Here is a 19,225-nt window from a genome sequence, read left to right as displayed (position 1 = left end):
CAATGGCAAACGAGATCCCAGATCTTCAGGCCACGGTGCGGACGGGGACGGGCAAGGGGGCCGCTCGTCAAGCTCGTCGTGAGGGCAACGTACCCGGCATCGTGTATGGCGACGGCAAAGAGCCGCAAGCCATCAACATGAACTACAACTACCTTCTGAAGCTGCTGAAGCAGGGCCGCTTCCTGTCCACGCTGTTCAACCTGAAGGTTGAAGGCCAGGACGACGTGCGCGTCATCTGCCGCAGCGTTCAGCGCGACGTGGTCAAGGACCTGCCGACCCATGTCGACTTCATGCGCCTGCACCGCAACAGCCGCATCAACCTGTTCATCCACGTTGACTTCATCAACGCGGACAAGGCCCCGGGCATCAAGCGCGGCGGCACCCTGGTTGCCGTGCGCAACGAGGTGGAGCTTGAGGTGACGGCTTCCGACATCCCGGACCACATCACCGTGGACCTGACCGGCAAGCAGATCGGCGATGTGATCCACATCAACGACATCGTTCTGCCGAATGGCGTGAAACCGACCATCGACCGCAACTTCGTGATCGCCAACATCTCCGCGCCGTCGGGGCTGGTTGCCGAAGAAGCTGAAGACGAAGCCGAAGAAGCCTGAGGGCTTCCGGCACAGGCCGAATGAAGGGCGCGGGAAACCGCGCCCTTTTTTCATGCCGCCGCGCCTGTTATTCTTTTTCCAAACGGAGGGCTGCATGAAACTTTGGGTCGGTCTGGGCAATCCCGGCGCGAAATATGCGGGCAACCGCCACAATATCGGCTTCATGGCCATGGACCGGATCGCCGAGGATCACGGCTTCACACCGTGGCGGAAGGGCTTTCAGGGGCAGGTCAGCGAAGGGCGCTTCGGCGCTGAAAAGGTTGCCCTTCTGAAGCCCGAAACGTTCATGAACAATTCCGGCCAATCGGTTGGCGAGGCGATGCGCTTCTGGAAGCTGACGCCTGCCGATGTGACAGTCTTTCATGATGAACTGGATCTGGCGCCCGGCAAGTTGCGCCTGAAGACGGGGGGCGGCCATGCGGGCCATAACGGCCTGCGGTCGATCCATGCCCATGTGGGCGAGGCTTATGATCGCGTCCGGCTTGGCATCGGGCATCCGGGCCACAAGGACCGCGTGGCAGGCTATGTCCTGTCGGATTTTGCCAAGGCCGAAGCGGAGTGGCTGGATGACATGATGCGCGGGATTGCCGACGGGGCGCCCGCACTGGCCGCCGGGGACGGGCCGCGCTTCATGAATGCGGTGGCCCAGCGGGTTGCCCCGCCGCGCCCTTCCACCGGCACAGCCCGCCCTGCCCCGCAACCGGCCGCCGCAGCGCCGGCCCCCGACACCCGCAACCCCCTTCAGAAACTGGTGGAGCGTTTCAAATGACCGATCCGTCCGTGAACGTGCTTGGAACGAAGCTTCAGCCCTGCTCGCTTGATCCGCTGACAGGATTTTTCCGCAATGGCTGCTGCGATACCAGCGCCGCCGACATGGGCCGCCACACCGTCTGCGCCGTGATGACGGACGAGTTTCTGGCGATGTCGAAGTATCTGGGAAACGACCTGACGACGCCGCGCCCTGAATACGGGTTCGCAGGCCTGAAGGCGGGGGACAAATGGTGCCTTTGCGCCACCCGCTTTCTTCAGGCGTGGCAGGAAGGCGCGGCACCGCAAGTGTCCCTCGCCTCCACCCATCAGCGCACGCTGGAGATCGTCCCGATGGAGATTTTGCGCGCCCACGCCATCGACGCAGGCTGACGCCTCAGATCTTCATGTCGAAGCCCAGATGCTTGGCCACGGTGAAGATGTCCTTGTCGCCACGGCCGCACATGTTCATCACGATGATGTGGTCCTGCGGCAGGGTCGGTGCGATCTTCATCACATGGGCCAGCGCGTGGCTCGGCTCCAGCGCCGGAATGATGCCTTCCAGTGCGCAGCAAAGCTGGAACGCCTCCAGCGCCTCCACGTCGGTGATCGAGACGTATTGCGCGCGGCCCGTGTCGTGCAGCCATGCATGTTCCGGCCCGATCCCCGGATAATCCAGCCCGGCCGAGATGGAGAACCCTTCAAGGATCTGCCCGTCCTCGTCCTGCAGCAGATAGGTGCGGTTGCCATGCAGCACGCCGGGGCGGCCACCCGAAAGGCTGGCGCAATGCTCCATTTGCTCGTTCACGCCCTTGCCGCCCGCTTCCACGCCGATGATGTTCACCGAAGGGTCGTCAAGGAAGGGGTGGAACAGCCCCATCGCGTTTGATCCGCCGCCGATCGCCGCCACCAGCGTGTCCGGCAGACGGCCCTCACCCTCCTGCTCGGCCAGTTGGGTGCGAACCTCCTTGCCGATGATCGACTGGAAATCGCGCACCATTGCCGGATAGGGGTGCGGGCCCGCAACCGTGCCGATGCAATAGAAGGTATCGGCCACGTTCGTCACCCAATCGCGCAGGGCATCGTTCATGGCATCCTTCAGCGTGCCGCGGCCGCTGGTCACGGGCACGACCTCGGCCCCCAGAAGGCGCATTCGGAACACGTTCGGGGCCTGACGTTCCACATCATGCGCGCCCATGTAGACGACGCATTTCAGGCCGAACTTGGCGCAGACAGTGGCCGTGGCCACGCCATGCTGACCCGCCCCGGTTTCGGCGATGATGCGCGTCTTGCCCATGCGGCGAGCGAGGATGATCTGGCCCAGCACGTTGTTGATCTTGTGCGCGCCGGTGTGGTTCAGCTCGTCCCGCTTCAGATAGATCTTTGCGCCGCCCAGATGCGCGGTCAGCCGTTCGGCATGATAAAGCGGCGACGGGCGGCCTACGTAATGCGTCCAAAGATCATGCATCTCGGCCCAGAAATCTGGGTCTGTCTTGGCATGGTCATAACGCGCCTGAAGATCCAGGATCAGCGGCATCAGCGTTTCGGACACGAACCGCCCGCCGAAGATGCCGAAACGCCCCTGTTCATCAGGGCCGTTCATGAAGCTGTTGATACCGTCTTCGGCCATGGCGCCTCTCCTGTTGACGGATCAGGTCTATACCCGATCCATCCGCAGTTCAACGCAGGCGCGGAATGGCAGGTCCTGTTGCAGCCTGCACGAAAGCCGCGATCTTGCCCGCATCCTTGACCCCGCGCGAGGCTTCGACGCCCGAGGAGACATCGACCTGCCGCACATTCGTCAGCCGGATCGCATCGGCCACGTTTTCCGGCGTCAGTCCACCTGCAAGCATCCAGGGCTTCAGCCAGCGGCGGCGGCCCACCAGCCGCCAGTCGAAGGAAAGGCCATTGCCACCTGGCAGCGCGGCATCCTTGGGCGGCTTGGCATCGATCAGAAGCTGGTCGGCAACAAGGCTCATCTCCAGCAGGCCGGCAAGATCACCTTCGTCAGCCACGCCCATCGCCTTCATCACCGGAAGGCCATAGCGATCACGGATCCCCGCAACCCGTTCCGGCGTTTCATGCCCATGCAGTTGCAGCATGTCCAGCGGAACGGTTTCCACGATGGCATCAAGCGTTGCATCATCCGCATCCACCACCAGGGCTACCTTCGCAAGACCGGGCGGCGCGGCAAGCGCCACGACCCGCGCCTGCGCAGGTGTCAGATGGCGCGGCGACTTCGGAAAGAACACCAGACCTGCGTAATGGGCCCCCGAAGCGGCGACGGCCTGCATGTCGGCCTCCGTCCGAAGACCGCAGATCTTGACGCGAATATCGGCCACTCAGCTTGCTTTCCCGTCAAGGATTGCGAGAACTTCGTCCCGCGGCTGGTCCTTGCGCATGCTGGCAACCTCGGCGCGCAGGCGCGAAGCTTCGCGCTGGCTTTCGATCGCGGCGGTGCGGATCCGGCGTTCACGCAAGAATTCCCACACAAAGCCAATCAGCAGGCCAAGCGCGGCCGCCAGGAGGATCACAAGGAACAATGGCATGCGCAACGACCAGTCCCACCCGAAGAAGGACGCGATGCTGTCCGGCAGCAGGCTGATCGTCACCAGTTCCCGGTTGGCCACGGCCACCCCAAGAAGGATCAGCGCCAGGATGACCAGCACAACAATTCGAATCCAGCGCAGCATTTTACCGTCCATTCAGCCTGTCGCGAAGAAGTTTGCCCGTCTTGAAGAAGGGCACGGATTTGTCCTCCACCGCCACGGCCTCTCCGGTACGGGGATTACGCCCCGTCCGCGCCTCACGCGCCTTGACCGAGAAGGCGCCGAAGCCGCGCAGCTCCACGCGGTCGCCGCGCGAAAGGGCTTCGATGATCTCGTCAAAGACGGTATGGACGATGCGTTCCACGTGCCGCTGCGTCAGATGCGGGTTCTCCTCCGCAATCTTCTGGATCAGTTCCGATCGGATCATCGTTCCCCCGCCTTCGATGATGGACCATCTATCCTACTGGTTATAGGGCAGGTTGTGCCCGATAACAAATCTGGAATGAAAAAAGACCCCGCAAGATGCGGGGCCTTTCCATGTCGGTGCGAAGGATCAGCTGCGATCTTTCAGCGCAGCGCCCAGGATGTCGCCCAGCGAAGCGCCGGAATCCGAGGAGCCGTACTGTTCGACAGCTTCTTTTTCTTCCGCGATCTCGCGCGCTTTGATCGACAGGCCCAGACGGCGGGTCTTGCTGTCCACGTTGGTCACGCGGGCATCGACCTTGTCGCCAACCTGGAAACGCTCGGGGCGCTGGTCGGCACGGTCACGGGCCAGATCCGAACGGCGGATGAAGGCTTTCATGCCGTTGTACTCGACCTCGATCCCGCCTTCTTCGATGGCGGTCACGTTGCAGGTCACGATCGAGCCGCGCTTCACGCCGTCAACAGCGTCCGAAAACGTGTCTTCGCCCAGAGCCTTGATGGAGAGCGAGATGCGCTCCTTCTCGACGTCCACTTCGGTGACGGCGGCCTGAACCGTGTCGCCCTTGCGGTAGTTCTGGATCGCGTCTTCGCCGCGCTGGTCCCAGGACAGGTCCGAAAGGTGGACCATGCCGTCGATGTCGTTGTCGAGGCCGATGAACAGACCGAATTCCGTGATGTTCTTGACTTCGCCTTCGATCCCCGAACCGACCGGGTGCGTTTCCGCGAAGACTTCCCACGGGTTGCGCATCGTCTGCTTCAGGCCCAGCGAGACGCGACGCTTGGCGCTGTCGATCTCCAGAACCATGACGTCGACTTCCTGCGAGGTCGAGACGATCTTGCCGGGGTGCACGTTCTTTTTCGTCCAGGACATTTCCGAGACGTGAACCAGACCCTCGACGCCGGCTTCCAGCTCCACGAATGCACCGTAATCGGTGATGTTCGTGACGCGGCCCTTGTGGACCGAACCCAGCGGGTACTGCTGTTCCACCGAATCCCACGGATCGGACTGGAGCTGCTTCATGCCCAGGCTGATACGGTGGGTGTCCTTGTTGATCTTGATGACCTGGACCTTCACGGTCTCGCCGATCGACAGGATCTCGGACGGGTGGTTGACGCGGCGCCATGCCATGTCGGTAACATGCAGCAGGCCGTCAACGCCGCCCAGATCAACGAACGCACCGTATTCGGTGATGTTCTTGACCACGCCGTCGACCGTCTGGCCTTCGTGCAGGTTCGAGATGACCTCGGCGCGCTGTTCGGCACGCGATTCTTCCAGGATCGCCCGACGCGAAACCACGATGTTGCCGCGGCGACGGGCCATCTTCAGGATCTGGAACGGCTGCTTCAGCCCCATCAGCGGGCCGGCATCGCGCACGGGGCGCACATCGACCTGCGAACCCGGCAGGAACGCAACAGCGCCGCCCAGATCCACGGTGAAGCCGCCCTTGACGCGGCCGAAGATCGCGCCTTCGACGCGGGCCTCGGAGGCATAGGCTTTTTCCAGACGGTCCCACGCTTCTTCGCGGCGGGCTTTTTCACGGCTGATGACAGCCTCGCCACGGGCGTTCTCGACGCGGTCCAGATAAACCTCGACTTCGTCGCCGACGCTGATGTCAGCGGTCTCGCCGGGGTTTGCGAATTCTTTCAGATCAACGCGGCCTTCCATCTTGTAGCCGACGTCGATGATGGCCTGGCCTGCCTCGATGGCGATGACCTTGCCTTTGACGACCGAACCCTCGTCAGGGGTGTCGATCTCGAAGCTCTCTTTCAGAAGGGCTTCGAATTCTTCCATGGTAGCTTTAGCGCACATGCGGTTTTGGTTTCCTTTATAAAGCTATACGGGCCTGGCGGTTGGCTCCGCCGGTCTTTTCGAAACGGATCACGGGAAACACGAAAGGGCCGAGGCTTACGCCCGACCCTGTCCAAACGCCTCGCGGATGGCTCTCGCGGCCGGCTCGACTGCGGTCGATATACCCATTTCCGTCGGGTCAAGCAAGAGCGCATCCGGCGCGGCCACCATGGGCGCCGTGGCCCGTTCGGCGTCGCGGCGATCCCGTTCGATCACCTGCGCCAGCACCTCGTCCTTGTCGCCCCCCACTTCCAGCCAGCGGCGTTGGGCCCGAACCTCGGGGCTGGCAGTCACGAACAACTTCACCTCCGCCTCGGGGCAGATGACGGTTCCGATGTCGCGCCCGTCCAGCACCGCGCCCCCCTCGGCCCGCGCAAAGCGGCGCTGGAAGTCCACCAGCGCGGCGCGCACGTCGGGCATCACCGCCACGCGGCTTGCCGCTTCCCCTGCGGCAAGGCTGCGCAGATCGCCCCGCGCAAGATCCTCGGGCGTCAGCCCTTCGGCGGCCGCCACCGGATCATCGCCATTCGCCACCCTTGCCCCGACAGCGCGGTACAGCAGCCCCGTATCCAGATGCCGGAGCCCGAACTGCTGCGCCACGGCCCGTGAGATGGTGCCTTTCCCCGCCGCGGCAGGCCCGTCGATGGCAACGGTGAAGATCATGCGCGGATATCCGCACCCAGCCCCGTCATCAGCGCGCCGAACACGGGGAACGAGGTTGCAACCGCCTCCCCGTCATCCACGGTCACCGGGTTCTGCGCGGCCAACCCCAGCACCAGGAAGCTCATCGCGATGCGGTGGTCCAGATGAACGGCCACCGTCGCCCCGCCGGGAACCGTGCCGCCGGTGCCGTGAACGATCAGCGTATCCTCTTCCTCCTCCACGCGCACGCCGCAAGCCTCAAGGCCCCGCGCCATCGCGTCGATCCGGTCGGATTCCTTCACGCGCAGCTCCTTCACACCGCGCATCACCGTCTTGCCTTCGGCAAAGGCGGCAACGACCGACAGCACCGGATATTCATCGATCATCGAAGGTGCACGTTCGGGCGGAACCTCGATCCCCTTCAGGGACGAGAATTTCACACGCAGGTCGGCCACGGGCTCGCCCCCTTCCTCCCGCTCGTTCTCGAAGGCGATGTCGGCGCCCATTTCGACCAGCGTGGGGTAAAGGCCGTTGCGCGTCAGGTTCTGGCTGACACCGGGCACGAAAATTTCGGACCCTTCCACGATCAGCGCCGCGCAGACCGGAAATGCCGCCGAAGACGGATCGCGCGGAACAGCCACCACCTGCGGGCGCAGCTCTGGCTGGCCTGTCAGGGTGATGACATTGCCCGCAGCTGTCCGTTCCACATGCAGCTGCGCACCAAAGCCCGCCAGCATCCGTTCGGAATGATCGCGCGTCGCCTCCCGCTCGATCACCACAGTTTCGCCCGGCGCATTCAGGCCAGCCAGCAGAACCGCGGATTTCACCTGCGCCGAGGGCATCGGAACCTCGTATCGCACGGGAACTGGATCGGCGGCCCCCACCAGCGTCATCGGAAGCCGCCCGCCCTTGCGGCCGAAGGCCTGCGTGCCAAACAGCGCCAGCGGGTCCGTCACCCGCCCCATCGGCCGCTTGCGCAACGAGGCATCGCCCGTGAAGGTGGCGGTGATGGGGGATGTTGCCATCGCCCCCATGATCAGCCGAACGCCGGTGCCCGAATTGCCGCAGTCGATCACCTGCTCCGGCTCGCGGAAGCCGCCAACGCCCACGCCGTGAACAGACCAGCTGCCCTGCCCGTGCTGGATCACCTCGGCCCCGAAGGCGCGCATGGCGGCGGCCGTGTCCAGCACGTCCTGCCCTTCAAGAAGCCCGGTAATCCTGGTTTCACCCACGGCCATTGCGCCAAGGATCAGCGAACGGTGGCTGATCGACTTGTCCCCCGGCACCTCGGCCACACCCGAAAGCGGGCCGGAGCGTTGGGCGGTCATGGGTTTGGGCGTGCCGTGGCCGGACATGGGCGTCTCCTTCATGCTGGAAACGCCCTTAGCATGTCATGCTTATCGGCGGAAGGTCACGTAATGGGGGGCGCGACCTTCGCGCAGCGCCTTCTGTTCATAGCGGGTGGAATGCCAGTCATCCCACGCATCCGGCCCTTCATGCACCAGCGTGAAGCCGGCTTTCGGGCCCTCCTCCAGCGTTTGGCGGATATAGTCGGGAATATCCGATGCCACGCGGAATTCCGCCCCCGGCTTCATCACGCGGAACAGCGGTTCCAGATGGTCGGGCGTAACAAAGCGGCGGCGGTGGTGCCGCGCCTTGGGCCAGGGATCGGGATAGTTCAGGAAGGCCTTGGAAATGCTTGCCTCGGGCAGCACGTCCATAAGATCGCGCGCATCTCCCGGATGCACGGCAACATTCGTCACCTCGGCTTCGCGGATCTTGCCCAGCAGCATGGCCACGCCGTTCACGAACGGCTCGCACCCGATGATGCCGACCTCGCGGTAGCGGGCGGCCATGGCCACCATGTGCTCCCCCCCGCCGAAGCCCACCTCCAGCCAGACATCCTTGCCACCGAAAAGCGCCGCCGGGTCGATCGGCTTGCGTTCGGGGTTTTCATCCCACGTGATGCCGCGCGGGCGCAGAACGTCCAGATCCTCGGACAGATAGGTTTTCTGGCTTTGGCGCAACGTCTTGCCGTGGATACGACCATAGAAGTTGCGACGTTCTGGGTGAAGTTCTTTCATTCGGAAACCTCGGGCGGATCGGCCACGATGCGGCCCGCCGCCAGATCGACCGTGGGAACCACGGCGCGGGTAAAGGGCAGAAGCAGGCTTTCGCCCTTTGTCTGCACCTCGATGATATCATCGGCGCCATAGTTGTGGACGGCCGACACGCGCCCCAGAAGCTGGCCGCCGGTGTCACGCACCTCCAGCCCGATCAGGTCGCTGTGATAGAATTCGTCGTCGCCAAGGGCGGGCAGACGGTCACGGCTTGCATAAAGCCGCGTGCCTTTCAGCGCGTCCGCCTCTTCCTTGGTCGAGATGCCTGACAGCCGCGCCCCAAGACCACCCGCCACGGGGCGTGTCAGCGTGATCTTGAAACTGCGGCCGTCTTCGGCGGTCAGGGGACCGTAATCGGCAATGGCCGCCGGTTCGGCGCAGAAGCTTTTCAGCCGCACCTCGCCGCGCACGCCGAAAGATCCGGCGATTGCGCCCACGCAGATACCGTCCCCCGCCATCGGTTACTCGGCGTCAGCCGGAGCGGCGTTACGAGCGGCTTTCTTGGCGGCCAGTTCGGACGCCTTTTTGCCCGGAACGGCAGCTTTGGGGTTGTTGCGCTCCGCCTTGGCTTTCAGGCCTGCAGCTTCCAGGAAGCGTGCAACGCGGTCGGTCGGCTGGGCGCCTTGTGCCAGCCAGTGCTGCACACGCTCCACGTTCATGACAATGCGACGTTCGTCGTCCTTGGCCAGCAGCGGGTTGTACGTGCCCAGCTTCTCCAGGAAGCGGCCGTCGCGCGGCATGCGCGAATCGGACGCAACGATGGCGTAGTGCGGACGCTTTTTCGAACCACCACGGGCGAGACGGATTTTCATGGCCATTTGGGATACTCCTTGAATATGGCAGACCGCGATGCGGTCATTTTTGGTGTTGTTCGTGATGCCTGATGACTTCGGCGATGATGAAGTTCAGGAATTTCTTGGCGAATTCGGGGTCCAGGTCTGCCTCGCGGCTCAACCGTTCCAGCCGTTCGATCTGCCGCGCTTCCCTCGAAGCGTCGGCGGGGGGCAGATCGTATTCGGCCTTCAGCTTGCCCACTGCCTGCGTCTGGCTGAACCGTTCTGCCAGCGTGTAGACAAGGATCGCATCCAGCCTGTCGATAGCGTCCCGATGTTCTTTCAGCAGCACCTGCGCGCGTTCGGCGGTGTCGGTCATGCAAGGCCCTCCGGTTTCGTGTGGCGCCAGACGTCCAGCGGCACATCAACGGGCAGCTTCACCGCCTGCGGATCGATCACCGCCCCCAGACGCGCGGCCAGTGCCGCCGAACTGGTGTTCGCCGTATCAACATAGCTGACGGCCGTGTCCCATTGCAGAACGGTCCAGACATACTGCAGCGCCGCGCGTGCCGCCTCGGCCGCGATGCCCTTGCCTTCATGCTCCGCCGACCACAGGGACCAGCCGACCTCCTGCTCGGGCCAGCCATGGGGAAACCACGCGCCGGTCATGCCAAGCGCTGCGCCCGAGGTGCGGTCCGTGATCGTGAACATGCCAAAGCCGCGCATCGCCCAGTGGCCGATGATGTGGCCGAACGCCCGCCATGCCTTGGCTGCATCAAGCGGGCCGCCCATGTGCTGCGTCCGTTCGGATGCATAGAATTCCGCGAAGACGGGATAATCCGTCGCGATCGGGGCGCGCAGGATCAGCCGTTCCGTTTCCAGAACCGGAGTGTTGGACAGACCGATCATTTCTTGCGCATCATCCCCGAAAGGCCCGACGGCAGCGTCATCCCGCGCGGAAGGCCCATGCCCCCCGGCATGCCGCCCTTCATCGCCTTGGCTGCGGCTTCCAGTTCGGCAGGGTTCATGTTGGCCAGATCGGGCGTCTTGCCGCCCATCATGCCCTTCAGCGCCTGCTTCATCGCGCCGCCCTTGCCCATCTTCTTCATCATGTCCGCCATCTGGCGGTGCTGCTTCAGAAGCTTGTTCAGTTCCGAAACCTCAAGCCCCGCACCGGCAGCGATGCGCTTCTTGCGGCTGGCCTGCAGAAGGTCGGGGTTTGCCCGCTCCTTCTTGGTCATGGAGTTGATCAGCGCGATCTGGCGGCGCAGCATCTTGTCGTCCATGCCCGCTTCGGCCGCGGCCTTCTGCATCTTGCCCATGCCCGGAAGCATGCCCATGACGCCCTGCATGCCGCCCATCTTCAGCATCTGGTCCAGCTGCGCCTTCAGATCGTTCATATTGAACAGGCCCTTGGCGAAGCGCCTGGCCATCCGCTCGGCCTGCTCGGCCTCAAACGTCTCGCGCGCCTTTTCGACCAGTGCGACGATGTCGCCCATGCCAAGGATGCGGCCAGCAACACGTTCGGGCTCGAACGCCTCAAGCGCGTCCATCTTCTCGCCCAAGCCGACAAAGCGGATCGGCTTGCCGGTGATGTGGCGCATCGACAGTGCGGCACCGCCGCGCCCGTCACCATCCATCCGCGTCAGCACAACACCCGAGATGCCGACCTGCCCGTCGAACTGGGTGGCCACGTTCACCGCGTCCTGACCGGTCAGGCCATCGACCACCAGCAGCGTTTCACGCGGCTGGGCGATATCGCGAACGGCCTGAACCTCGGACATCAGCACTTCGTCGATGTGCAGACGGCCCGCGGTATCCAGCATCACGACGTCATAGCCGCCCATCGTGGCCTGCGTCTTGGCGCGCTTGGCGATTTCCACCGCCGACTGGCCCATGATGATCGGCAGGCTGTCCACCCCGACCTGACCGGCCAGAATCGCCAGCTGCTCCATCGCGGCGGGGCGGTTCGTGTCCAGCGAGGCCAGCAGGATGCGCTTGCCGTCCCGGTCCTTCAGGCGCTTGGCGATCTTCGCCGTCGTCGTCGTCTTGCCCGAACCCTGCAGACCCACCATCACGATCGCGGCAGGCGGGTTGTCGATCTTCAGCGCGTCGGCGGGGCCTTCGCCCTGCAGCACGGCCACCAGTTCGTCATGCACGATCTTCACGACCTGCTGGCCCGGCGTCACCGATTTCGTGACATGCTGGCCCGCGGCCTTCGCCTGCACCCGCTTGACGAATTCGCGCGCCACGGGCAGCGACACGTCCGCTTCCAGCAGGGCCGTGCGAACTTCGCGCAGGGCGGTGGACACATCCTCGTCGGTCAGTGCGCCCTGACGGGTCAGACGATCGAAGACGCCGCCAAGCCGTTCAGACAGATTCTCGAACATCGGCATCCCTTTCCAATTGCCTGCCCCCGAGATAGTCGAGGACGCTCCAAACACCAACGGCACCCACGGGCGCAACGCGCTGGCGGATGGCGATCCCCCGATCGGCGGGGGACCGGAGCCTTCAAAAACTCCGGAAAATCGCGCTGCATCTACCTTGGCGGGTGCGCCGAGTCAAGCACGGCGTTGCATCTGCGCCATGTAAGCCTATGCTGCTTGCCATTGCACAGAAGGGGGATGCGCGTGGGTTTCGACAACTGGGACGAGGTCCGGACCGCCTTTCAGGTTGCCCGCCTTGGAACCGTATCCGGCGCGGCAGAGGCACTTGGCGTGCACCACGCCACCGTGATCCGTCATATCGACGCACTGGAAAAGCGCCTCGGCACCCGCCTGTTCCAGCGCCATGCCCGCGGTTACACCGCAACGGAAGCGGGGCGCGACCTGTTTTCGGTGGCCCAGACAACCGAGGAACAGTTCGGCCAGCTGGCCTGCCGAATCCGTGGCCAGGGGGAAAAGGTCGCGGGGGAACTTGTCGTCACCTCCATCACCGGGGTGGCTGAACTGCTGATGCCGGTGCTGGCCGACTTTCAGGAACAGCACCCCAACCTGATCGTGCGCTTCCTGTCGGACATGCGCGTGTTCCGGCTGGATTATGGCGAGGCGCATGTCGCCATCCGCGCGGGCGCCGCACCGGAAGAGCCTGATAACGTGGCCCAGCCGCTGTCACGCATCAGCAGCGGGCTCTATGCCTCCAAAAGCTATGTCCGGCGCTATGGGATGCCGAACGGGCTGGAAGATATGGCCGCCCACCGCTTCGTCACGGCCGAAGGCCCGATTTCCCGCGCACCCTATCACCGCTGGTTGATTGGCGCGGTGCCGGCCGACCGGATCATGGTCCGCGCATCGGAAAGCCGGGCGCTTGAAGCGGCAGTGACCAGCGGCGCAGGGATCGGCTTCGTTTCATCCTTTCAGGCGGCTGGCCGCGACGATCTGGTGGAGGTGCTGCCCCCGCGTCCCGAATGGGATGCGCCGCTTTGGATGGTCACCCATGTGGACCTGCACCGCACGCTGAAGGTGCAGACGTTTCTTTCCCATCTGAAGGCCGCCGCACGCGACTGGACCTGACCCTTTCGCGGCTTGCATCCTGCCGGTCGCGCGCCCACATTGACCGGATGCGAGACTCCAGGATCCAGCCATGATCACCCAGACACCGAAGCGTCACCGCCTTTCCGAGGTTCTGGAGGAGATCGCACAAGATCCGGACCGGTCCCGCATTTCCATCGCCGACCTGATCGAGGCGATGGCCGGGCGCGCCTTCGGGGCGCTGCTTCTGATCTTCGCGCTGCCCAACGTGCTGCCGACACCGCCCGGCACTTCGGGCATTCTGGGCCTGCCGCTGATCTTTCTGGCCGCGCAGCTGATGCTGGGCAAGATGCCCTGGCTGCCGGCCTTCATCGCCAGCCGGTCCATGGAGCGTTCGGCCTTCGCCGCGCTGGTCGGGAAGATGACGCCAATCCTTTCGCGGGCCGAAAAACTTCTGGTGCCGCGCCTTCCCTTCATGATCACGCCCACCACGCAGCGCTTTCTGGGCGCCGCGCTGCTTGTTCTTGCGCTGGTGCTTGCGCTGCCGATTCCGCTGGGCAACATGCTGCCTGCGCTGGCCATGACCATCATCTCGCTTGGCATGCTGGAACGTGACGGCCTTTGGGTCATCATCGGGCTGGTGGTGGGCGCGCTGTCGCTGGTGATCGTCTGGGGCGTGATCTGGGCGCTGGTGGCCGGCGCGATCTTCGTGATGCAGAACGCTTTCGACTAAAGACTGCGGCGCGCCCGCAGCGCCGCGCCGATCGTGCCGTCGTCAAGGTAGTCAAGCTCTCCGCCCACCGGCACACCCTGGGCAAGAGAGGTGACGCGTACCCGCCCTTCCAGCCTTTCGGCGATGTAATGGGCCGTGGTCTGGCCGTCCACGGTGGCGTTCAGGGCAAGGATCACCTCCGTGATCCCTTCCTCGGCCACGCGGTCGATCAGCAGGGGGATGCGCAACTCGTCCGGCCCCACGGCATCAAGCGCCGAAAGGGTGCCGCCCAGAACATGATAGCGGCCGCGAAAGGCCCGCCCCCGCTCCATCGCCCAAAGATCGGCAACATCCTCCACCACGCAAAGTTCGCCATTCGCGCGGCGATCGTCGCGGCAGATAGGGCACAGGTCCGCCTCGCCGATGTTGCCGCAACGCACGCAATCGCGCGCGTTCAGCGCAACCTGCGCCATCACCTGCGCAAGCGGGGCCATCACCTGCCCCCGCTTCTTCAGCATCGTCAGCACCGCGCGACGCGCCGATCGCGGCCCGAAACCCGGAAGACGGGCCATCAGGTCGATCAGCGTCTGGATGTCGCCCGGCGCCTCCGCCATGTCAGAACGGCAGCTTCATGCCGGCAGGCAGGCCCAGATCCGCGGTCATCTTCGACATTTCAGCCTGATGCCGGTCGGCCGCGTTTTTCTGCGCGTCCTTGATGGCGGCAAGGATCAGATCTTCCACCACTTCCTTTTCGGATGCCACGAAGATCGAGGGGTCAATATCCAGCCCCGTCAGATCGCCCTTGGCCGTGCAGCGCGCCTTCACAAGACCCGCGCCGGCTTCGCCCGTGACGATAGTGCGCCCCAGTTCTTCCTGCAGCTCGGTCATCTTCGTTTGAAGATCCTGCGCCTGCTTCATCATCTTGGACATGTCGCCCAGACCGTTCAACCCAAACATCTCATTCCTCCTCGAAAGGGTCCCATTCATCTTCGACTTCCGGCAGTGCCTCGGCGGCGGCATCGGCCAGCGGGGCGCGTATCTCGGCGATTTCCGCGCCGGGAAAGACAGCCATGATCGCCTGCACCATCGGCAAGGCCATCGCCTGCGCCTTCATCACATCCTCTTCGGCGGCCTGCTGTTCGGCGATCGTGGGCTGCCCGCCCGAGCCGACCACAGATACACCCCAGCGCTGCCCCGTCCAGACCTGCAGCCGCTGCGCAAGGCGCGCGGCCAGATCGCGGGGGGCGGCGGGACCGGGCTCGAACTCGATCCGGCCGGGCTGATAGCTGACAAGGCGAAGGCCCAGCTCCACCTCGGTCAGCAGCTTCATGTCGCGCTTCTCGCGGATCAAGCCGACCACGCTTTCGAACGTGGCGGGCAGCGCCTGCGAAACGGTGCCGCCCCCCACGGCCCGCGCCATCCGCGTGCCGCCGCCACTTCCCTGCGGGGCAGGCGCCGGCGCGGCATGGGCGGGCTGCGGCAGGGACTGGATACGGCGGATCAACGCCTCGGGGTCCGGCAGGTCGGCCACATGGGTCAGGCGGATGATCGCCATTTCGGCGGCCATCATGGCATTGGGGGCGGCAGCAACCTCCTCCAGCGCCTTCAGCAGCATCTGCCACGCGCGGGTCAGCACGCGCATCGGAAGCTGTCCGGCCATTTCCAGGCCGCGCGTGCGTTCATCCGGCGGAGTCGTCGGATCATCGGCCGCTTCAGGCGTGATCTTGATGACGGAAATCCAGTGCGTGATCTCGGCCAGATCACGAAGCACGGCCATCGGATCGGCCCCATCGGCATATTGCGCTGCCAGTTCCGAAAGCGCGCCCGCGGCATCGCCCTTCATTACCAGATCGAACAGGTCAAGCACCCGCCCCCGATCGGCAAGCCCCAGCATGGCGCGAACCTGGTCGGCACCGGTTTCGCCCGCGCCGTGGCTGATGGCCTGATCCAGCAGGCTTGTCGCATCCCGCGCCGATCCTTCGGCCGCACGCGTGATCAGCGCAAGGGCGTCATCGGCGATCTGCGCGCCCTCCCGGTCGGCAATGCGGCGCAGAAGGCCGATCATCACCTCCGGCTCGATCCGTTTCAGATCGAAGCGCTGACAGCGCGACAGGACGGTGACGGGAACCTTGCGGATTTCCGTCGTCGCGAAGATGAACTTCACATGGGCGGGGGGTTCCTCCAGCGTCTTCAGCAGCGCGTTGAACGCGCTGGTGGACAGCATGTGAACCTCGTCGATGATATAGATCTTGTAGCGTGCCGAGGCCGCCCGATAATGCACCGACTCCGTGATCTCGCGGATGTCGTTCACGCCGGTGCGCGATGCGGCATCCATTTCCATGACATCAACATGGCGGCCTTCGGTGATGGCGCGGCACGCCTCGCACACGCCACAGGGATCGGTGGTCGGACCGCCCTGCCCGTCCGGACCGGTGCAGTTCAGTCCCTTGGCGATGATCCGCGCCGTCGTTGTTTTTCCGGTGCCGCGAATCCCCGTCATGATGAAGGCATGCGCGATGCGATCAGCGGCGAAAGCGTTCTTCAGCGTCCGAACCATCGCCTCCTGCCCGACCAGATCGGCGAAGGTTTCAGGGCGGTATTTGCGGGCCAGCACCTGATAGGCGGCCCCGGAGGCGTCAGTCATCGTGATGTCCCGGTTGAGGATCGCCCCAACGTAAGGATCGGTGCGCACTTCGTCCACCCTTGGCGATGCGCGCGACCCCGCCGGACAGGCCGAATGCAGTTCAGGCAAGCCGGTCCGGGAACATCGGGCCGCCCACATCTGTTGGGATCACTCAAGCAAGCCAGACCTGATGGAGACCGACATGAACGTTCACCAGATGATCTCGACCCATCCCGATGTTCAGGGCAGCACCGCCGACAAGCTCCTCCACTGCATCGAGGAGTGCTATAGCTGTGCGCAAACCTGCACCGCCTGTGCAGATGCCTGCCTGGCCGAGGACATGGTGGAAAAGCTTCGCCAGTGCATCCGCCTCAACCTTGATTGCGCCGATATCTGTGCGGCGGCAGGATCCGTCGCGTCGCGGCGCACCGGCACGAACATCGCGGTCATCCGCAGCGTGATCGAAGCTTGCGGCACCGCCTGCGAGGCCTGCGCGGAAGAGTGCGGCAAACACGCACAGATGCACAACCATTGCCGCATCTGCGCCGAATCCTGCACGCGTTGCGCCGAAGCATGCAAGGAAGCGCTGAGCGACCTGCACTGACCCCGTTGGCAAACCACGTGCCTGCGGATCCTGCGCCAGCAGCCGACTGTGCGGGAAGGGGAGGTGAGAGGCTGGACAGCGACCCAGACGGGAATCGTTACGGCTGCTTCCTTCCGGACCTGACCGGGTTGGCGAGGCGCCTGCCCGCGCCAACCTCTCGCCCCTGCATATAGAGCGGACGTTCGGCGCATGCAAGTCAGAGGTCGAGCCGCATTGTCAGGAAACCATCGCGATCGTGAGCCAGCGGCGTCAGCGACAGATGCGGCACCTCATCCAGATGCGACAGGGCCCGCGGAGAGGTGGGGAACGTGACGGATGTGCCCGCCATGGGCATGAAACGCCAGAACGGCTTTTCCGCGCGGGTGGGCGGCATGTCCCGCAGATGCTGCGCCACCACGTCACGCAACAGGGTCTTGCTGGTCATGAAAGGCAGACGGGGCGCGTAGCCCCCCACTCCGCCAGCGCGATAGTCGCTTGTTACGACCAGAAATTCCGCCTGCGGATCAAGCGGTGCGTCGTTGTAGAGGATCTGCGTGATGCGCCCGTCCGAAACCTGCGCGGAAGTGTTATCAAACATGGGCGGGCGGGACAGGTCAATTTTGAACTCCACCCCATGTACCACATCGAAGTTATACGCGGGAAAATCGGGATCCAACAAAGGCTGGTCGGCCTTTCCGGGATGGATCAGGCGGAAGGCTCCGGCCGCACGCTCCAGCCACAGGCGGATCTCATGCCCGGTCAGGCGCAGAACGGCCAGCGTATTGGGATAGACGTACAGATCGTTGGCATGACGCAGCGAAAGAGGACCTGCGGGAACATCGGTGAAATAGCCTGCGCCCCCGCGCCCGCCCACCTTGAAGGGTTGCCCCGTTCCCAGAACGGGCAGATCGTCCCCCAACAGGTTTCGCACATGGCGCGCCGAAGCCTCGGCCACAAGCGCCGTCGCGCGGGAGGGGGCGACAAGGGCAAAGAAGCTGTTCAGGGGTACGTCGCTGTGCCCCAGCGGGCGGTCCATCTCCCGGCGGACGGCATCATGCGCGGGGCCGATCACGCGGCGCAGCGATGGTGCGGGCGGCGCGGGCCCCGCCGCGACAAGGCGGCTGGACGAAGATGCGACCGACCAGTCACGTACCTCCAGTTGCAGATCCACCAGCCCCAGATGCGATCCGCGCGAACCGGGCATGACGGCGGGCTTGCCCTGCAGGCTGCCGCCCTCGGCATCCACCCCTTCCAGCCCGCGGAAGCGATGATCGGGGAAAACAAGGTGGCTGTGCCCCGCAATCACCACATCGACGCCGGCAACACCCGCGATGGCGGTCGCGAAATCCTCGCTCCCCTCGGCCGCCGAGGCGCACCCGATGCCGCCGTGACAAAGCGCCACCAACAGATCGCATCGCTGCCGCAAGGTCGCCACGTGACGCCGTGCGGCGGCCAGTGGTGTTTCCACCTCCACTCGTCCGGTCAGAAGCGAATGATCCCAGATCATGACCTGAACGGGCAGGAAGCCGATCACCCCCACCCGCAGCGGATGCACCCGCCCCGCCCTGTCCGCTACCTGCCGGTGCAGCACGGTTGTGCGCGGCACAAGGGGCGTGCCGCCCAGGCGGGAGATGTTGGCCGAGACGATGGGAAAGCCGGCCTGCGCCACGGCCCCCTCCAGCATCTCAAGCCCGAAGTTGAATTCGTGGTTTCCAAGCGTGGCCGCATCATAATGCAGATGGTTCATGGCGGCGATGATCGGGTGCGGTGCTTCCGGATTTCCCGCAGACCACTCCGCAAGAGGGCTGCCTTGCAGAAAGTCGCCATTGTCGAACAACAGCGAGTTTTCTGCCCCTTCCCGCGCCTTTTCGATCAGGGTGGCGGTTCGCGCAAGTCCGGCCGCGGGCAGCGGGCGCGCGCTGTGATAATCCCATGCCTCCAGCCAGCCATGGATGTCGCTGGTTGCAAGGATACGCAGGTCGACCAGCGTCGCGTCATTGACGACACGCGTTGCCTGTTGCTGCTCCTTGCTGCCTGGCCCTGCCTTCATCCCACCCATCCGATTGTCACATAGAAGTGAGTGTTGCGGTTTATCTTTGAAAAAGAAAAGTAAATTCCCG

General features: G+C 64.4%; 23 protein-coding genes and 1 other RNA gene. 6 read left to right on the top strand and 18 right to left on the bottom strand.

Annotated features, from left to right (window positions below; translation table 11 throughout):
- Positions 1 to 2: 2 nt before the first annotated feature.
- The 3 genes from JX25_RS01460 (at position 3) to JX25_RS01450 (ending at position 1,754) form a co-directional block, all read left to right on the top strand.
- Positions 3 to 614: a 50S ribosomal protein L25/general stress protein Ctc gene (locus tag JX25_RS01460; protein WP_128253356.1), complete on the top strand. Its 612-nt coding sequence runs from the start codon at positions 3 to 5 to the stop codon at positions 612 to 614.
- Between the two features lie 94 nt (positions 615 to 708).
- Positions 709 to 1,383 carry an aminoacyl-tRNA hydrolase gene (gene pth, locus JX25_RS01455; RefSeq protein ID WP_128253355.1) on the top strand — a complete coding sequence of 225 codons (675 nt, stop codon included), beginning with the start codon at positions 709 to 711 and terminating at the stop codon, positions 1,381 to 1,383.
- Positions 1,380 to 1,754, top strand: coding sequence for a DUF2237 family protein (locus tag JX25_RS01450; RefSeq protein WP_128253354.1), 375 nt, complete (start codon positions 1,380 to 1,382; stop codon positions 1,752 to 1,754). The genes pth and JX25_RS01450 overlap by 4 nt, the downstream gene beginning before the upstream one ends.
- A 4-nt stretch (positions 1,755 to 1,758) precedes the next feature.
- Here JX25_RS01450 and trpB read toward each other — a convergent pair whose 3' ends face one another.
- The 13 genes from trpB to ffh all read right to left on the bottom strand — a co-directional run bounded on the left by trpB (position 1,759) and on the right by ffh (position 12,107).
- The gene (gene trpB, locus JX25_RS01445; protein WP_128253353.1) at positions 1,759 to 2,991 is read right to left on the bottom strand and encodes a tryptophan synthase subunit beta; all 1,233 of its coding nucleotides are present in this window, start codon (positions 2,989 to 2,991) and stop codon (positions 1,759 to 1,761) included.
- 49 nt (positions 2,992 to 3,040) lie between these two features.
- Entirely contained in the window at positions 3,041 to 3,703 is a 663-nt protein-coding gene (locus JX25_RS01440) for a phosphoribosylanthranilate isomerase (protein WP_128253352.1), read from the bottom strand.
- Positions 3,704 to 4,054 (bottom strand): lipopolysaccharide assembly protein LapA domain-containing protein, encoded by a 351-nt coding sequence (locus JX25_RS01435; RefSeq protein ID WP_164876029.1) that lies wholly within the window; start codon positions 4,052 to 4,054, stop codon positions 3,704 to 3,706.
- A 1-nt stretch (position 4,055) separates the two neighbouring features.
- The gene (ihfB, locus tag JX25_RS01430; protein ID WP_128253350.1) at positions 4,056 to 4,337 is read right to left on the bottom strand and encodes an integration host factor subunit beta; all 282 of its coding nucleotides are present in this window, start codon (positions 4,335 to 4,337) and stop codon (positions 4,056 to 4,058) included.
- A gap of 126 nt (positions 4,338 to 4,463) precedes the next feature.
- The gene (gene rpsA / locus JX25_RS01425) at positions 4,464 to 6,143 is read right to left on the bottom strand and encodes a 30S ribosomal protein S1 (RefSeq protein ID WP_128253349.1); all 1,680 of its coding nucleotides are present in this window, start codon (positions 6,141 to 6,143) and stop codon (positions 4,464 to 4,466) included.
- A gap of 96 nt (positions 6,144 to 6,239) precedes the next feature.
- Positions 6,240 to 6,845: a (d)CMP kinase gene (locus JX25_RS01420; protein WP_128253348.1), complete on the bottom strand. Its 606-nt coding sequence runs from the start codon at positions 6,843 to 6,845 to the stop codon at positions 6,240 to 6,242.
- Positions 6,842 to 8,179 (bottom strand): 3-phosphoshikimate 1-carboxyvinyltransferase, encoded by a 1,338-nt coding sequence (gene aroA / locus JX25_RS01415; protein ID WP_128253347.1) that lies wholly within the window; start codon positions 8,177 to 8,179, stop codon positions 6,842 to 6,844. The genes JX25_RS01420 and aroA overlap by 4 nt, the downstream gene beginning before the upstream one ends.
- 42 nt (positions 8,180 to 8,221) lie before the next feature.
- Complete coding sequence (gene trmB / locus JX25_RS01410; protein ID WP_128253346.1) at positions 8,222 to 8,908, bottom strand: tRNA (guanine(46)-N(7))-methyltransferase TrmB; 687 nt, start codon at positions 8,906 to 8,908, stop codon at positions 8,222 to 8,224.
- A complete protein-coding gene (gene rimM, locus JX25_RS01405; protein ID WP_128253345.1) occupies positions 8,905 to 9,402 on the bottom strand; it encodes a ribosome maturation factor RimM in 498 nt (165 codons plus the stop codon). The genes trmB and rimM overlap by 4 nt, the downstream gene beginning before the upstream one ends.
- 3 nt (positions 9,403 to 9,405) lie before the next feature.
- Positions 9,406 to 9,762, bottom strand: coding sequence for a 30S ribosomal protein S16 (gene rpsP / locus JX25_RS01400; protein WP_128253344.1), 357 nt, complete (start codon positions 9,760 to 9,762; stop codon positions 9,406 to 9,408).
- 37 nt (positions 9,763 to 9,799) lie between these two features.
- Positions 9,800 to 10,096, bottom strand: coding sequence for a chorismate mutase (locus JX25_RS01395; RefSeq protein WP_128253343.1), 297 nt, complete (start codon positions 10,094 to 10,096; stop codon positions 9,800 to 9,802).
- Positions 10,093 to 10,626: a GNAT family N-acetyltransferase gene (locus JX25_RS01390; protein WP_128253342.1), complete on the bottom strand. Its 534-nt coding sequence runs from the start codon at positions 10,624 to 10,626 to the stop codon at positions 10,093 to 10,095. The genes JX25_RS01395 and JX25_RS01390 overlap by 4 nt, the downstream gene beginning before the upstream one ends.
- Positions 10,623 to 12,107, bottom strand: coding sequence for a signal recognition particle protein (ffh, locus tag JX25_RS01385; protein ID WP_128253341.1), 1,485 nt, complete (start codon positions 12,105 to 12,107; stop codon positions 10,623 to 10,625). Before ffh ends, JX25_RS01390 begins: the two co-directional genes overlap by 4 nt.
- Positions 12,108 to 12,347: 240 nt before the next feature.
- Between ffh and JX25_RS01380 the strand changes: the two genes are divergently transcribed.
- Together JX25_RS01380 and JX25_RS01375 are read left to right on the top strand one after the other, a co-directional pair.
- On the top strand, positions 12,348 to 13,229 hold the full coding sequence (locus JX25_RS01380; protein ID WP_128253340.1) for a LysR family transcriptional regulator: 882 nt from the start codon (positions 12,348 to 12,350) through the stop codon (positions 13,227 to 13,229).
- A 70-nt stretch (positions 13,230 to 13,299) separates the two neighbouring features.
- The gene (locus tag JX25_RS01375) at positions 13,300 to 13,920 is read left to right on the top strand and encodes an exopolysaccharide biosynthesis protein (protein ID WP_128253339.1); all 621 of its coding nucleotides are present in this window, start codon (positions 13,300 to 13,302) and stop codon (positions 13,918 to 13,920) included.
- Here JX25_RS01375 and recR read toward each other — a convergent pair.
- Genes recR through JX25_RS01360 form a run of 3 tightly spaced genes read right to left on the bottom strand, consistent with a single transcriptional unit; the run spans position 13,917 to position 16,543 of the window.
- Positions 13,917 to 14,513 carry a recombination mediator RecR gene (gene recR, locus JX25_RS01370; protein ID WP_128253338.1) on the bottom strand — a complete coding sequence of 199 codons (597 nt, stop codon included), beginning with the start codon at positions 14,511 to 14,513 and terminating at the stop codon, positions 13,917 to 13,919. The genes JX25_RS01375 and recR overlap by 4 nt on opposite strands.
- 1 nt (position 14,514) lies before the next feature.
- On the bottom strand, positions 14,515 to 14,856 hold the full coding sequence (locus tag JX25_RS01365) for a YbaB/EbfC family nucleoid-associated protein (RefSeq protein WP_128253337.1): 342 nt from the start codon (positions 14,854 to 14,856) through the stop codon (positions 14,515 to 14,517).
- Position 14,857: 1 nt separating this feature from the next.
- Positions 14,858 to 16,543, bottom strand: a complete 1,686-nt coding sequence (locus JX25_RS01360; RefSeq protein ID WP_128253336.1) for a DNA polymerase III subunit gamma/tau — start codon at positions 16,541 to 16,543, stop codon at positions 14,858 to 14,860.
- Between the two features lie 181 nt (positions 16,544 to 16,724).
- On the opposite strand from JX25_RS01360, the gene JX25_RS01355 reads away from it, so the two are divergent.
- Entirely contained in the window at positions 16,725 to 17,126 is a 402-nt protein-coding gene (locus JX25_RS01355) for a four-helix bundle copper-binding protein (protein ID WP_206611505.1), read from the top strand.
- A 62-nt stretch (positions 17,127 to 17,188) separates the two neighbouring features.
- Here JX25_RS01355 and ffs read toward each other — a convergent pair.
- Positions 17,189 to 17,285: signal recognition particle sRNA small type (gene ffs, locus JX25_RS01350), an RNA gene on the bottom strand.
- Positions 17,286 to 17,322: 37 nt separating this feature from the next.
- Positions 17,323 to 19,155: a bifunctional 2',3'-cyclic-nucleotide 2'-phosphodiesterase/3'-nucleotidase gene (locus JX25_RS01345; RefSeq protein ID WP_128253334.1), complete on the bottom strand. Its 1,833-nt coding sequence runs from the start codon at positions 19,153 to 19,155 to the stop codon at positions 17,323 to 17,325.
- Between the last annotated feature and the right edge of the window lie 70 nt (positions 19,156 to 19,225).

Origin of the sequence: Falsirhodobacter deserti (genome assembly GCF_004015795.1) — a bacterium.
Taxonomy (GTDB): Bacteria; Pseudomonadota; Alphaproteobacteria; order Rhodobacterales; family Rhodobacteraceae; genus Falsirhodobacter; species Falsirhodobacter deserti.
This window is presented reverse-complemented; position numbering and strand designations above follow the sequence as displayed.

What these genes read in the sequence shown, in the direction of transcription:
- JX25_RS01460 (WP_128253356.1), top strand. Translation starts at nt 3, where the DNA reads ATGGCAAACGAGATCCCAGATCTTCAGGCCACGGTGCGGACGGGGACG.
- pth (WP_128253355.1), top strand. Translation starts at nt 709, where the DNA reads ATGAAACTTTGGGTCGGTCTGGGCAATCCCGGCGCGAAATATGCGGGC.
- JX25_RS01450 (WP_128253354.1), top strand. Translation starts at nt 1,380, where the DNA reads ATGACCGATCCGTCCGTGAACGTGCTTGGAACGAAGCTTCAGCCCTGC.
- trpB (WP_128253353.1), bottom strand. Translation starts at nt 2,991, where the DNA reads ATGGCCGAAGACGGTATCAACAGCTTCATGAACGGCCCTGATGAACAG.
- JX25_RS01435 (WP_164876029.1), bottom strand. Translation starts at nt 4,054, where the DNA reads ATGCTGCGCTGGATTCGAATTGTTGTGCTGGTCATCCTGGCGCTGATC.
- ihfB (WP_128253350.1), bottom strand. Translation starts at nt 4,337, where the DNA reads ATGATCCGATCGGAACTGATCCAGAAGATTGCGGAGGAGAACCCGCAT.
- rpsA (WP_128253349.1), bottom strand. Translation starts at nt 6,143, where the DNA reads ATGTGCGCTAAAGCTACCATGGAAGAATTCGAAGCCCTTCTGAAAGAG.
- JX25_RS01420 (WP_128253348.1), bottom strand. Translation starts at nt 6,845, where the DNA reads ATGATCTTCACCGTTGCCATCGACGGGCCTGCCGCGGCGGGGAAAGGC.
- aroA (WP_128253347.1), bottom strand. Translation starts at nt 8,179, where the DNA reads ATGTCCGGCCACGGCACGCCCAAACCCATGACCGCCCAACGCTCCGGC.
- trmB (WP_128253346.1), bottom strand. Translation starts at nt 8,908, where the DNA reads ATGAAAGAACTTCACCCAGAACGTCGCAACTTCTATGGTCGTATCCAC.
- rimM (WP_128253345.1), bottom strand. Translation starts at nt 9,402, where the DNA reads ATGGCGGGGGACGGTATCTGCGTGGGCGCAATCGCCGGATCTTTCGGC.
- rpsP (WP_128253344.1), bottom strand. Translation starts at nt 9,762, where the DNA reads ATGGCCATGAAAATCCGTCTCGCCCGTGGTGGTTCGAAAAAGCGTCCG.
- JX25_RS01395 (WP_128253343.1), bottom strand. Translation starts at nt 10,096, where the DNA reads ATGACCGACACCGCCGAACGCGCGCAGGTGCTGCTGAAAGAACATCGG.
- JX25_RS01390 (WP_128253342.1), bottom strand. Translation starts at nt 10,626, where the DNA reads ATGATCGGTCTGTCCAACACTCCGGTTCTGGAAACGGAACGGCTGATC.
- ffh (WP_128253341.1), bottom strand. Translation starts at nt 12,107, where the DNA reads ATGTTCGAGAATCTGTCTGAACGGCTTGGCGGCGTCTTCGATCGTCTG.
- JX25_RS01375 (WP_128253339.1), top strand. Translation starts at nt 13,300, where the DNA reads ATGATCACCCAGACACCGAAGCGTCACCGCCTTTCCGAGGTTCTGGAG.
- recR (WP_128253338.1), bottom strand. Translation starts at nt 14,513, where the DNA reads ATGGCGGAGGCGCCGGGCGACATCCAGACGCTGATCGACCTGATGGCC.
- JX25_RS01365 (WP_128253337.1), bottom strand. Translation starts at nt 14,856, where the DNA reads ATGTTTGGGTTGAACGGTCTGGGCGACATGTCCAAGATGATGAAGCAG.
- JX25_RS01360 (WP_128253336.1), bottom strand. Translation starts at nt 16,543, where the DNA reads ATGACTGACGCCTCCGGGGCCGCCTATCAGGTGCTGGCCCGCAAATAC.
- JX25_RS01355 (WP_206611505.1), top strand. Translation starts at nt 16,725, where the DNA reads ATGAACGTTCACCAGATGATCTCGACCCATCCCGATGTTCAGGGCAGC.
- JX25_RS01345 (WP_128253334.1), bottom strand. Translation starts at nt 19,155, where the DNA reads ATGAAGGCAGGGCCAGGCAGCAAGGAGCAGCAACAGGCAACGCGTGTC.